Source organism: Bacillus sp. UNC322MFChir4.1, assembly GCF_000746135.1.
GTDB lineage: Bacteria > Bacillota > Bacilli > Bacillales > Bacillaceae_G > Bacillus_A.
In genome coordinates, this window is sequence record NZ_KN050810.1 from 197,917 (window position 1) to 210,676 (window position 12,760).

The 12,760-nt window shown below is 36.6% G+C and carries 13 protein-coding genes; 3 read left to right on the forward strand and 10 right to left on the reverse strand.

All coding sequences use genetic code 11. The features are described from left to right. Positions 1-57 precede the first annotated feature (57 nt). On the reverse strand, positions 58-1,233 hold the full coding sequence (locus BR72_RS20075; protein ID WP_035436082.1) for an anti-sigma factor family protein: 1,176 nt from the start codon (positions 1,231-1,233) through the stop codon (positions 58-60). A 3-nt stretch (positions 1,234-1,236) separates the two neighbouring features. Beyond that, the gene (locus BR72_RS20080; protein ID WP_081904949.1) at positions 1,237-1,782 is read right to left on the reverse strand and encodes an RNA polymerase sigma factor SigX; all 546 of its coding nucleotides are present in this window, start codon (positions 1,780-1,782) and stop codon (positions 1,237-1,239) included. A gap of 342 nt (positions 1,783-2,124) precedes the next feature. On the opposite strand from BR72_RS20080, the gene BR72_RS20085 reads away from it, so the two are divergent. Then, positions 2,125-2,553, forward strand: a complete 429-nt coding sequence (locus BR72_RS20085) for a DUF5412 domain-containing protein (protein WP_035436085.1) — start codon at positions 2,125-2,127, stop codon at positions 2,551-2,553. Positions 2,554-2,889: 336 nt separating this feature from the next. Here BR72_RS20085 and BR72_RS20090 read toward each other — a convergent pair whose 3' ends face one another. The 8 genes from BR72_RS20090 to BR72_RS20120 all read right to left on the reverse strand — a co-directional run bounded on the left by BR72_RS20090 (position 2,890) and on the right by BR72_RS20120 (position 11,108). Further along, entirely contained in the window at positions 2,890-5,526 is a 2,637-nt protein-coding gene (locus BR72_RS20090; RefSeq protein WP_035436087.1) for a collagenase ColA, read from the reverse strand. 654 nt (positions 5,527-6,180) lie between these two features. Next, a complete protein-coding gene (locus tag BR72_RS20095) occupies positions 6,181-6,468 on the reverse strand; it encodes a hypothetical protein (RefSeq protein ID WP_231559736.1) in 288 nt (95 codons plus the stop codon). Then, complete coding sequence (locus tag BR72_RS27370) at positions 6,465-6,596, reverse strand: hypothetical protein (protein WP_269320431.1); 132 nt, start codon at positions 6,594-6,596, stop codon at positions 6,465-6,467. The genes BR72_RS20095 and BR72_RS27370 overlap by 4 nt, the downstream gene beginning before the upstream one ends. Positions 6,597-6,846: 250 nt before the next feature. Beyond that, on the reverse strand, positions 6,847-8,688 hold the full coding sequence (locus BR72_RS20100) for an FtsX-like permease family protein (protein WP_035436090.1): 1,842 nt from the start codon (positions 8,686-8,688) through the stop codon (positions 6,847-6,849). 16 nt (positions 8,689-8,704) lie between these two features. Next, positions 8,705-9,466 carry an ABC transporter ATP-binding protein gene (locus tag BR72_RS20105; protein WP_035436092.1) on the reverse strand — a complete coding sequence of 254 codons (762 nt, stop codon included), beginning with the start codon at positions 9,464-9,466 and terminating at the stop codon, positions 8,705-8,707. Positions 9,467-9,839: 373 nt separating this feature from the next. Next, positions 9,840-10,550, reverse strand: coding sequence for a hypothetical protein (locus BR72_RS20110; protein WP_035436093.1), 711 nt, complete (start codon positions 10,548-10,550; stop codon positions 9,840-9,842). A 129-nt stretch (positions 10,551-10,679) separates the two neighbouring features. Further along, the gene (locus tag BR72_RS20115; protein WP_035436096.1) at positions 10,680-10,829 is read right to left on the reverse strand and encodes a hypothetical protein; all 150 of its coding nucleotides are present in this window, start codon (positions 10,827-10,829) and stop codon (positions 10,680-10,682) included. Positions 10,830-10,844: 15 nt separating this feature from the next. Then, complete coding sequence (locus BR72_RS20120) at positions 10,845-11,108, reverse strand: YtzC family protein (protein ID WP_035436098.1); 264 nt, start codon at positions 11,106-11,108, stop codon at positions 10,845-10,847. 104 nt (positions 11,109-11,212) lie between these two features. Between BR72_RS20120 and BR72_RS20125 the strand changes: the two genes are divergently transcribed. Next, the gene (locus tag BR72_RS20125; RefSeq protein ID WP_035436100.1) at positions 11,213-12,172 is read left to right on the forward strand and encodes a tRNA modification radical SAM protein MnmL/YtqA; all 960 of its coding nucleotides are present in this window, start codon (positions 11,213-11,215) and stop codon (positions 12,170-12,172) included. Continuing rightward, a complete protein-coding gene (locus BR72_RS20130) occupies positions 12,169-12,741 on the forward strand; it encodes a tRNA 5-(aminomethyl)-2-thiouridylate-methyltransferase MnmM (protein ID WP_035436103.1) in 573 nt (190 codons plus the stop codon). The genes BR72_RS20125 and BR72_RS20130 overlap by 4 nt, the downstream gene beginning before the upstream one ends. The last annotated feature ends 19 nt before the right edge of the window (positions 12,742-12,760 follow it).

Consider the following 12,760-nt stretch of genomic DNA (forward strand, 5'->3'; position numbering starts at 1 on the left):
TCCGCTCAATACAGGAACAGAGCCGCCCCTTTTTGCGGAGCCGCTCTTGTTCAATCATTATTTTAATTCATTTGCCAGTTTCATAAGATCGTTTGCATCCATATCTTTTCCTTGCCCTTTATGCTGCTCGATCATGTGCATTTTCCCATCTTTCTCCCAAATCAACACGTTTTCATATTCAGCACTATATAAAACGGCCTTTACTCCTTGAACCTTTGTTTCTGATGTTTTTGCATCTTTTGCTACATAAGGAATCGGCAATGTATGTGTCCAATCTTGAATACCTGCAAGTTGTGTTTTCACATTCCCAGGAATAATCGGAAGCTCTAAAACTGTTTTTTGTAATTTCGCAACATCTACACCTTCTGGAACAGAAATCTTTGGTGCATCAATTACATTATAAGAAAAACCACTTGATGCTCGATTGCCCTCAATTTCTATTTGTGTGCGTACTGATTCCGGAACTGTGACCGAAAACTGTTTGCCATTCAAAGCACTCTCAAACTGCGTATTGCTTTGTAGTTGTTTCAACAACTTATTAGCTTTTTCTGTATCGAGTTCAAATTGCATAATAAATGATGGGTTCACATCTACATTCGTTACACGGTATCCATTTGGCACTTTTGGAACAGCATATCCAGCTTCTCTTGCTTGTTGATCCGACTGAAAGTGAGCATCTTTTTTGCTTCCATTATCTTTGATTCCTATTTTCCCAATTCCTTTAATAGACTTTTCTCCTTCTTCCGTTTTAGAGATCCATCCTTCAATTTCACGTAAGTCCGAATCAGTAAGTTGAACGAGCTGTACATCCTTTACTCGAAAAATCGATAACAAGTTACTTGCTCCTGCCCGTACTTCTGGAACTGTTAAAGACACACACACAACTGCTGCTGCCGCTGCTGCAGTAATCCAACGTTTAGATGATTTCTTCATATTCTCCCATCTTCCCTTCTTTTTAATTTCCTCACTATTTGTTTTTTCCGTCTTATGATTTTGTATATTTTGTTCAAAGGTGTTCCAAGCTCGATCAACGTCGATATCAACATCTTGACCAACGTTTGTGAATTCATCATCCAATACCACTTGTCCCCATTGATTAAGCTTGCTCATTTCTTCTAACTTCTGTTGACATGATTTACATTGGTCAAGATGTTGAATATATTGTTTTCTTTCATCGCGGTTTAACTCTCCATCTAAGTACGCCTGAATAAATCCAATATCTTGGCATTTCATTTGTCACTCCTCCTTTATCCCTCTATACATCTTCCGAAATTTTGCCTTAGCTCGTGCTAGCATTGTTCCAACCGAAGACACTTCCATATGAGTAGCCTCCGCGATTTCTTTATATTGAAACCCTGAAAACTTCATTAATAAGAGGGTACGTTCACGCTCATCCATCTCTTTTAATGTACTTTGTACACGAGTAATTTCTTCTTTTTGAATACATTGTTCTTCCGATGACGGACTGCTAATTGACTGCTTATAATTTGCTTCTTTTTCGATTCTTGCTTGATGCCTTTTTTCAGATCGTAAATAGTTATATGCTGCATAAATAGATGCTTTTGCAAGCCATGCCGATACACTTTCAATTTGTTTCCATTCTGTATGATATAATTGCAAAAATACTTCTTGCGCTAAATCTTCAGCAATTGCTTGCTCTCGCACAATCCTCATAATTTGTCTCACAACGTGAGCATAATATTGTTTAAATACATCTTGAAACTCTATATTGGAAACTGAATCTTGTTCATATATATTTAACAATGAAGCTTTCACCTCCACTCGTTTCTTCCTCCTTATTGGCTACTGTCACTATAAAGAAACCACAAATTTGCGGTTTGTGACAAAAAGATAAAAAATATTTTATCACCCTATGAAAAAAAGAAAAAAGCATTTTTTTTAAATGGGCGAGAGGGACTGGCGATGTATAGGAGCGGTCAGGGCCCTTTCCTGCCACGCGCGAAGTTTTAAAACAAAGAAAGGTAGCAAGGTGCTTTGTCATTTTTGTCTTCGTAGCAGCAATCTATATGCCGAAAACTTCTAAATGAAATGTATAGCTGAATAGTTACAATTTATCCACAAAATGGTACAAAATACATATAACCATTTTTCAAGGAGAAGCAAATGAATACTAAAAAAGCACAAAAAGAAATCAAGAAAACAAAGAGAAAAGTAGGAATTGTATTACTTTCTATGTTGATTATCGGAGTTGGTTTTGTATATTGGAAGTTTTTTAGTTTGCAAGGTGTTCCAACTGGAAAACTAATTCGAACAATTGAGTCCCCAAATGGAGAGTATAAAATTAAAACTTATTTCCATGATGGCGGATCATTAAGTGCAGACGATGTTAGAGGCGAATTAGTCCATCTGAAAACGAATTCTACTAAAACGATATACTGGAATTATCCAGATAAAGATCCATTTGTTGAATGGCTTAATGAAACTACAGTTAAAATTGGAGATCAAACTTTACATATTCCGAAACAAGAAACATATGATTGGCGTGACGATAAAAACCATACGGGAGCATATCCTAAACAATTTATGAAATAAAGTGAAACTTTAATCAGTGGAGGTTTTCTTCATCCCCCACTGATTATTAGTTGAACCAATCGGGCTTTTACGGGCAGTTTATCTCCTACCTAACTTCTTAAGAAAAGCGGAAGCGGCTCGCTCAGAATCGCAGGACGCCCACGCCCCTGACAGAGAGGCGCTTTTTGCCTCGTCCGAGGGGGCGAAACGACCGGAGGTTCTAGCCGCTGGAGCTGGACAATGCTTCCGCTGAATTTTGAGGTGGGAGTATTACTGCCCACGAATAGCGGGATGAATAAGAATAACCCACAAAGATTTTATTTTCTCTGTGGGTTTTGGCTTTCATTCTTCATTCAACTATTTTACCAGTACTGTATAATTCCCTGTTCCACCGCCATATTTATATACACTCAAGTAATATTTCCCTGGCTTCGCATTATAATTTCCAAGTAATTTATTTCCGTCGCGTTTTGTTGGATAAGCGGCATAATTATTAAGATCTGATTCAGAATATAATACCCAATTCAGTCCAATGTTTTGTTCATTCGTAACGGTAATCTGTAAATCTTTCGGATCCTTTACATCAATAACAAACCGGTCAACTTGATCTTGATCACTTAGGCTTCCTCGTAATAACATGTTCAGAGATAGCGGATTTGCTGTATTAAATTCATTATTCGGTTCTTTTTCTACAGTAGGATCCTCTTCCGTATTCACGCCGCTAAACACAACATCATATTCAACTTGTCCAGCGCTATTCACGCGGTGATTCACGAAATAAGCAGTCAATGTTTTGTATCCGCTCCACTCTTTTTCGGAAAGATGTTTTAGCATATCATTCGTTGCTTGATTCATCGCTTTCCAGTCCTCAGTTTCTCCTTTTGACGCACTTCCTGTATATGTTCCTTGTAGTGTAAATGTATTAAAGAATTGTGATTTATTCTTTGTCACCTTCACATCTTTTAACTTCGCTTCATTTGTAATATCTGCAGTAACATATGAAAGCGCTTTCTGAGGATGCTGTGCTAAATAATCATCTGATACTTGCGGAATTGTATACTTATCACGATTATTAATCAGCATTTGCATATAAGATTGATAGTCTGCATTTAATTGATTATCTTTACTTAATGCAGAGCGGTATGCATCGTAACCTGGGACATCATTTGCACGAATTAAATCATGTATTTTATCGAACATCTCAGGGCGGTTATTATACATATAAGACTGCAATGCAAATGAATAGTTATAAAAATCCCACGTTCCGTATTTTGCATTTAATGTTTGCTCTGCCGTGTATCGTTTTGCTGGATCATTAGATAATCCGCCAATTATACTTTTTCGCGGTACAACGCTATCTAATCGTGTTGATCCTGCAAAGAACTCCGCATTCCCTTCTTCATACCAAGTCAGACGTTCATTTTGATACAAGTCTCCTTGTCCCCATAGTCCAGGAACTTCGTATCTTCCCTGTAAATAGTGTGTAAATTCATGACGGAATAATTCTTCTAAACTATAAATACTTTGCTGTGGTGTACGTTCATATGTAAAGAACGTTCCGATTCCTTCAATGTAAATACCACCATTATTCGTTTCATAACCATACAATTGACGGTTAAATTGATATTCTTCCGGACTATTGTAGATGACCATTGTTAACACATCATCAGCATGTCCACTTTCGAGCGGCTTATCACTACCAACTGTACGATAAAATTGAGATCGCACTTCTTTTGCCGCCCAGTATAAGCGTTTAACTTTGTCTTCGCTAACTTTATCTCCCGCTTTCAAGACGATTGCTCCGTCATCAAATGTATACGTTTTCGGTAAGTATTTCTTTTTACCATCTTCTCGAATTTGATCTAAATTGATTGTTTTTCCGTTCGCATCTACTCCGCCGTAATTTGTAGTAATTTGATCTGCCGCAACAAAATATTGCTCCCCTAAATATGGATAAATCCGCATCGCTTCTGTAACAACTTGCTGTCCTTTTGTTGGTGTACTATGGAGCTTGCCAAATCGGCCAGCATAGTAAATTCCGTTATTAATTAACCATCCGTTTTTATCTGTTACCGTACCAATTAATGCAAAACGATTGATTTCATTAATAAAACTATCAATGTTTCGATACCACATCGTATCTTTTGGTTCCTTGCCCGTAGTATACATATACGACTGAACTTCATAATCAATTCCTTTCAGCAATTCATATACAGCATTTCCTTTTGTTATGTCTTCAATGAAAGTTGCAAGATTATCGTTATATTGTTTGAAGATTCCACCTGCATATTGAATAACTTCAGCATCAGCTGATGCGTTTCCAATCAGCTTTCCATACAATGAAATAACTTTGTTTTGTTCCGACGTACCAAGTTTAAAATTTGGATTTCTTGCAATCGATTTTAAAGCTGGTAAACATTTATCATGATAGCTACGCTCATTTAGTTTACTTAATTCATCATGATAAAAACCTAAATAAAATGCCGCACGTAGAGTTTCTCCTAATGTCTCAATTCCTTTTGAATCATCTTTCGTATAAGCTTGTCCTTGTTCTACTAGTTTATCAATGATTGCTTGCATCCGGCTATCATCTTGATAAAACTTCAAACTATCATTCGTAAACTGAAATAATTCTGGAATTTGATACCACTTAATCGTAACAAGAAGATCGGTTAATTGTTTATTGCTTAATTGATTCAATTCAGCCATCGAATATTTTTTTTCTTCAGCTAACTGTTTAGCATTCTCGTTTGGCACTAATGGACGCTGCGATAAATCAGCTAACTTTAACCGTTTTGTAAAAGAGCCATTTTCTTGCACGTTCGATGAGTGCGCTAATTCATCAACGGATTTCTGTATTCCTACCGGCTCCATTTGTAATACATTCTTCGTATTTTTTTCTTTTGTCTCTGCTTGAATTTGCAGGCCATTACATGACATCGTAACAAGTCCCACACCAAGCATCAGTTTATAAACCTTTGAGTATTTTACCATGCTATTTTCTCCTTTTTTATAAAATAGTGAAAATTCTGAATTTTTAGTCTAAAAATTTTATATATCTCTCTATTAAAAACAGCTTCCCCCAGTTATGTCCGTAGAATCAGCGGCCTGTATTTTCAATAAGCATTCTCTTATTATAGCTACTGCTAAATCCCCCTCCTTCCACATTTCATACAAGCAAGAACTGTGCCAATATGTATTTTCACAAAATAGACACATTTTAAACAGAATCATCAAAAAATTTATACACTCATAATTTAGTCATGTATAATTTTTTTGACATAATCCCACTCACATTCTAAAGAAAATGATTCTATTGGAATGAAATGTGTCAAATTATCGAAAAATGTCGAATTAATGAGAATATTGTCTTTTTTTCGTTGATTCATTTTCTTTTTAATGATACACTCATATCATAAAGAAAGAGTAAAATGAAAAAACCCTTCAGCTTTATAGTTTTCCGAAAATTAAGTTTTTCTGACCGTTTTACTGTTCACTTCCATGCTTGTGTTTCTCCTACTCTTTCTTTTTAGCGTCCCCCATATCAAGCTACCCTTCTTGATATGGGGGATTTGTGTATAAAATCCTTGTTCATTAAAAAAAGCACTTTTAAAAATTTCACAAGTGCTTTTTAAAGTTAGCAAATTATCAATTCATAAATTGCATTCCTATATCGGTTGCATCTTCTTTATTTAAGTGATAAATCGTTTTGTTTCCAACACATTGAACATATGCTTCAGCATAGTATGGTTCAACGCTAAACGATACTATATTAAATGTAATTCTTTTCCCGTCATCTAACACAAAATCAATTTTACGGTGCGAAGATTGTTCAAAAAATCTCTTCATAAAAAATTCTTTTTGTGTCACCACTTTTTTTGAACTCGTTAACTTTTGAAATACATCTCTCGCATCTTTCCCACTATCTGTAATCATCCCCCCAATATCATATCAGGTGTTAGCGCTACTTTATCTTCATGATCTATTAAAAAGATATATATAAATAAAGGAACGAATATAAATAATAATCCTAAAATAAATATGCCTATTTTTTTCTTATTCATTTTCTATACCCCCTTGTGTAATCGTAACACAACAAGCCTTTATAACAGTTATGGATATAAAGTGAAACTTTAATCAGTGAGGGTTTTTTCATCCCCCACTGATTATTAGTTGAACCAATCGGGCTTTTACGGGCAGTTTATCTCCTACCTAACTTCTTTGCTTTCGCCAAATTTTGAGGTGGGAGTATTACTGCCCGTTAATGCGGGATAAAAAAATACCGAGCACCAACCGCTCGGTATTTCCTAAATCCTATTCCTCTTTCGGAAGAACAATTCCTTTATACAATTGAACTGTAATAAGATAATAAATCGTATAAATGACTACGAAAATGACAATTGGAAGCCAAATGCGGAAGTACGGATCAAGTAAGATGAAGCTGAAAATATTCATTCCAATCAATACGTGTACAATCCCGATAATCGCTGGGAATAAGAATACTAAGAACAATTCTTTATAAATCGACTTCGTTAATAACTCACGGCGTACACCAATTTTCCGTAGCATGTTATAACGTGTAATATCTTTTGAAGCTCCAGAAAGAATCTTAAACATTAAGCAACTTGCCATCATTGCTAGGAACGCAATTCCTAGGAAGAAGCCCATAAATACAGTTCCGCTCGCAATACCGTAAAATCCAGTATACATCGCATATTTCGTTGCTAAATCATCTGCTTTTACATCTTTATGTTTCTTTAGCTGCAACTCATCAAGTTTTTTCCACTCATTTTTGTGTGCAATAAAATCATCCGTTTTTCCAATGAAGGCAATGCCCTCATTTCCTTTTACTTCATTGTACATCTTCTGATCTACAATTTTAATCGCTTGATTGCGGTATAAATGAAATGGCTGAATACTTCTTAACGCATCGTCCCATTCTTTTGGGATTACCACTGCTTTTTCTTGATTACCTTTTGAAACAGCACCTACAGGAAGATCTCCTGAAGCACGTTTGAATTTACCAAAGCTCTCTTTTCCTACACCATCATGTATTAATGGGGGATGTTTCTCTAAATCTTCTTTTAAATAATAAACAAATTTATCATCGACTTTATAACGATATTCGTTTTTTTCATTGAATGTAATACCATCTAAAATTTTCTTTTCTTCTGCTGTTGGGTTATGAATGACCGAATCATAGATTACAAAACCATCCACTTGCATCATGATGTTATTTTTAAAAGCCATACCGCCAGAAATAGCCCCTGCACCAAGTGCTACTAACATTGCTACTGTTGCTAGTACTTTCGTTAAGCTGTTAATACGAAAGTTTAGCTGTGCAAATGTAAAGGCATTAAGCCCTTTTTCGCTTCGCTTTTTATTACTTTTCAGCTTTTTGATTACAAGTGGAAGGACAGAAGCAAACAACATATACGTTCCAGCTGTTGTTGTAATCAATGCAATGATGATACCCACTTGTTGTAATTTTTCCATATAAATCATAGAAGCATAACCAATTGCTAATAAGATTAGTGCAAGAAATGCAACAACAACAGTCATTTTTCCTTTTACAGTAACGCGCTCAGCTTGCGCTTCTGCATGCACAAGCTGCAATACGGAAATACGTGATAATTTAATACTATTCAAAATTGCAGATAACACAAATAGTGTAAAGAAGAAAATACAAGTAACAGTCATTGACGAAACATAAAATGCTTGATAACCACCTGCAGGAAACTCCAGCTGCTTCATAAGTAACTGACCGATACCTTGTGCAAGCCCTACACCAACTGCAATCCCGATTACAAGAGACGCGAGCCCAATTACGATTGTTTCTATAAACATAAGCAATGTAATCTTATGCTTTTTTGCTCCTAACATCATATACATACCAAACTCTTTTTGACGAAGAGATAATAAAAACGAGTTCGCATATAAAATATAGAAGAACGTTATAATGGCTAATAAGAATGAACCAGCTTGAAAGACAAATCCGATTGCTGCAATAACGGAATTAGATTCAAGAAACGCTTTATTCAGTGCAAGCGTTTGGAACATATAAAAAATAGAAATTGACATTACAAGACCGGTTAGTAAGACGATATAGTCTTTCAGCTTACTTTTCAGTCCTGACATGGAAAGCTTAAATAACATGCCTACCTCTCCTTCCTTACGCTTTTTGTGTGCCTAAATCTGCCAGCACATCTAAAATTTCTTTATAAAATTCTTCACGTGTACCATTACGATGAATTTCTTTATATAACTCACCATCTTGGATAAATAAAATACGTCGGCAATAACTTGCACTATACGGATCATGTGTAACCATCATAATAGAAACACCTTGTTCTTCATTTAAGCTTGTCATCGCATCTAACAAACTTGTTGCGTTTTTAGAATCTAGTGCTCCTGTTGGCTCGTCTCCTAAAATAATGGCTGGTTCATGTACAAGTGCACGTGCCGCTGCTGAACGTTGCTTTTGTCCCCCAGATACTTCAGATGGATATTTTTGAAGTATCTCTGAAATTCCTAGCATTTCCGCTACCTTCTCTACTTTCGGTCCAATTTTTCTTGAAGGAACGCCTTGCAGTGAAAGAGGCAATGCAATATTTTCATAAATTGATAAGTTCTCTAGTAAATTAAAGTCTTGGAAAATGAAGCCTAGTTTTTGTGAACGGAAATCAGATAATTCCCCTTGCTTCATTTTTGTAATATCTATACCTGCAATTTCAACAATGCCGTCCGTCGCCTTATCTAATGTTGAAATAACATTTAATAATGTTGTTTTCCCAGAACCCGATGGTCCCATAATCCCAACAAATTCACCTTCTTGAATGGAGAATGATACGCCTTTTAATGCATGTGATTGGCTCTCACCTTTTTTACCGTATACTTTTTGAACATTTTTCACGTCTACAACTGGTGTTTTCATATAAATCCTCCTGTACTTTGTTTTCCTGTTTCTATTTTGCTCCTTTCAAGCATTACCTACCATAGATTAAACTTACATTTGTCTTACATTTTTGTCATATAAGAAAATGGCTCCATATGTTACACGTTTACACGTAACATATGGAGCCATTTATTAATTTAATATATGTATATAAACACACTTTATTTTTCCGACATATAAGTCACTGCTATGCAGAACACAACATGGCCGCTACTTGCTTTCTCCCTTTGTTTTAAACCTTGCATGTGGCAGGAAAAGGCCCTGACCGCTTTATGCACGGCCAGATGCTCTTGACCGCCTAAAAAGAATGCTTTTATGTCAATTTTTTAATTTGAATTTATCTATTTTCATGTCATGTAATCAAGTTGCATGACAACCGTGTGATTTTTCCAACGCTCGCACTTGGATCTACATTTAATGTATCGCTATATTCAACTTCATCCACTTTACAATCTGGACCGATCTTTATATGACGACCCGACACAATTGATGCATCTGTTTTACTTAAAGTGATGTCGTTTCCTTTTATCGTTTTACAAGCCATTCTTTTCTTTATACCCGGGATGAAACTTGTAAGAGATATAAATTTACGAGATGGTGCTAACTTGATTATATCCCCTTCAACATTTTGCAATTCACTAGGTGCTATAAATCCTATTTCAATCTTTTTTGCTTGTAAATTTCCATTTACTCGAACAGCCCCTTGCACTGTAAATGTTTCGGCACACACATCTTCCTTTATCGATAAAGTACCCGATGAGTGTATATGACTTGCCTGTATTTTTCCTAATTTACAACTACCAGTGTTTTTTATTTCGTTAATTTGAGATAATCCTTCAATCTTGCATGCACCAGAATTACTAAAACTTTTAGCAATTAAACTTCCCCGAATTGTACAGTCCCCGATTATACTAAATTCATTAGCCTGTACATCCTTTTTAAAAGATGCAACACCTTTCACACTAACACTTTCAACAATAACTGGTTGTGAAAAAGATTTACTTCCAAATACATTGAGTTTCTCCTGTACATTATTAGCTCTTGTCTCCATAGTATTTCTCATCTCTAATTCCTCCCCCTTATTTTTCCCTATCGTGTTTTAGAAAACCTCAAGCATGTTAATATTTCTCTCTATATAAAACATACCACGTATTACCATAAGAAATAAAACCAGGTCATATTTCGACCTGGCTTACTCAGACTGCTTTGATTTTTGCGGTTGTCCTTTTTTACGATTGTTTTGCTTTGCTTGTACGACTGGGTCTAATTCGTTAGAAAACTCAGCGTTATGTCCATTTTGTGTTTTTTGCTCTGGGTTATTTTGATCTGAACGCGTTGCCATTTTTATCGCTCCTTATTAATGCGGTGTAATAATCATTTGGTGTTGTAATTGTCGTATTGCCATACGTGCACGGTTCAGCTGTTCACGTTGTTCATCATTTGCGTAGTGCTGCATCGTTTGCATCTCATTGTAAGATTGTTCTAATTGAAGCTGTGCATCAGAATATTCCATCGTATTGTAATGTTCTTGTCTCATACCAATTTCTAATTGTTCTTTTGCATATTCCATTGCTTTTTGTGCATTTTGAATACATACTTCTAGTGATTCACGCTCTGCCATGATTGTTCCTCCTTGCCTATATTTCTCCTTTAGCTTGTCCGTTCTATATGAACCTTATGAGTATGTTATAATGATTTTTGCTCATATCATTGAGGAGGAATAACATGAAAGTTCAAAATCCTTTCCCATATTCAAATGACAATAAACGTTACCATACGTGGAACTACCATCTGCGTGGGCATTTCGGTGAGAAAATCTTTAAGGTTTCCTTAGATGCTGGATTTGACTGCCCAAACCGTGATGGCACAGTTGCGTACGGTGGCTGTACATTTTGCAGCGCAGCTGGTTCTGGAGACTTTGCTGGTGACCGCCGTGATGATGTTGTTACGCAATATCATGAAATGAAAGAAAAGATGCATACGAAATGGAAAGATGGTAAGTGTATTGCCTATTTCCAAGCTTATACGAATACACACGCTCCAGTTGAAGTGTTAAAAGAAAAATTCGAACCGCTTTTACAGGAAGAAGGCGTTGTCGGTCTTTCAATCGCTACAAGGCCAGACTGCTTACCTGATGATGTTGTCGAATATTTAGCTGATTTAAATAAACGGACGTACCTTTGGGTCGAGCTTGGCTTACAAACTGTACATGAACGTACCGCACTTCTCATTAACCGTGCTCACGATTATCCTTCCTATGTAGAAGGGATAAATAAACTTCGTAAGCATAACATTAACGTGTGCTCACATATCATTAACGGTCTCCCGCTTGAAGACTATGACATGATGATGGAAACAGCGCGCGAAGTCGCAAAACTTGATATTCAAGGAATCAAAATTCATTTGCTCCACTTATTAAAAGGAACACCTATGGTAAAGCAATATGAAAAAGGACAACTACAATTTATGTCTCTTGAAGATTACGTAAATCTCGTTGTTGATCAGCTTGAAATCATTCCATCAGATGTCATCGTACACCGCATCACAGGTGACGGTCCGCCCGACTTAATGATCGGTCCGATGTGGAGCTTGAACAAGTGGGAAGTATTAAATGCAATCGATGCTGAATTTGTACGCCGCGGCAGTTGGCAAGGTAAATATGCAAATGAGGTGAAGCCTACATGAAATTAGAACGCATATTACCTTTTGCCCGCACGCTGCTAGAACGAGCGGTGAAAGAAGGAGATTACGCCGTTGATGCAACACTCGGAAATGGTCATGATACGTGCTTTTTAGCAGAGCTTGTCGGCGAAAACGGAAAAGTATTTGGCTTCGATATTCAAGAAGAAGCCATTACCAATTCAAGCGCACTACTACAAGAAAAAGGCTTAAACGAGCGCGCTGTTCTTATTCACAATAGCCACGATACATTAACAGCGGTATTACCAGAAGAAGCTAAAGGAAAAGTAACCGGAGCGATCTTTAACTTAGGCTACCTTCCCGGCGGTGATAAAAGTATCGTCACAAAGCCAAATTCGACTCTTTCTGCCATAGAGCAGTTACTAGAAGTTATGGCCCCAGAAGGAATCATCGTCCTTGTCATTTATCACGGACATCCTGAAGGACAAATAGAACGCGATGCCGTCTTACAATTCGCCGCAGAGCTTGATCAAAAACAAGCTCACGTACTGCGATACGGATTCATGAACCAGCAAAATAACCCGCCATTTATTGTGGCGATTGAGAAAAGATAAGGTGCCAGGCCAATATATC

Coding starts and splice junctions, on each gene's coding strand:
- BR72_RS20085 (WP_035436085.1), top strand. CDS start 2,125: ATGAATACTAAAAAAGCACAAAAAGAAATCAAGAAAACAAAGAGAAAA.
- BR72_RS20090 (WP_035436087.1), bottom strand. CDS start 5,526: ATGGTAAAATACTCAAAGGTTTATAAACTGATGCTTGGTGTGGGACTT.
- BR72_RS20120 (WP_035436098.1), bottom strand. CDS start 11,108: ATGGCAGAGCGTGAATCACTAGAAGTATGTATTCAAAATGCACAAAAA.
- BR72_RS27370 (WP_269320431.1), bottom strand. CDS start 6,596: ATGAATAAGAAAAAAATAGGCATATTTATTTTAGGATTATTATTTATA.
- BR72_RS20110 (WP_035436093.1), bottom strand. CDS start 10,550: ATGAGAAATACTATGGAGACAAGAGCTAATAATGTACAGGAGAAACTC.
- BR72_RS20095 (WP_231559736.1), bottom strand. CDS start 6,468: ATGATTACAGATAGTGGGAAAGATGCGAGAGATGTATTTCAAAAGTTA.
- BR72_RS20115 (WP_035436096.1), bottom strand. CDS start 10,829: ATGGCAACGCGTTCAGATCAAAATAACCCAGAGCAAAAAACACAAAAT.
- BR72_RS20100 (WP_035436090.1), bottom strand. CDS start 8,688: ATGTTATTTAAGCTTTCCATGTCAGGACTGAAAAGTAAGCTGAAAGAC.
- BR72_RS20130 (WP_035436103.1), top strand. CDS start 12,169: ATGAAATTAGAACGCATATTACCTTTTGCCCGCACGCTGCTAGAACGA.
- BR72_RS20125 (WP_035436100.1), top strand. CDS start 11,213: ATGAAAGTTCAAAATCCTTTCCCATATTCAAATGACAATAAACGTTAC.
- BR72_RS20075 (WP_035436082.1), bottom strand. CDS start 1,233: ATGAAATGCCAAGATATTGGATTTATTCAGGCGTACTTAGATGGAGAG.
- BR72_RS20105 (WP_035436092.1), bottom strand. CDS start 9,466: ATGAAAACACCAGTTGTAGACGTGAAAAATGTTCAAAAAGTATACGGT.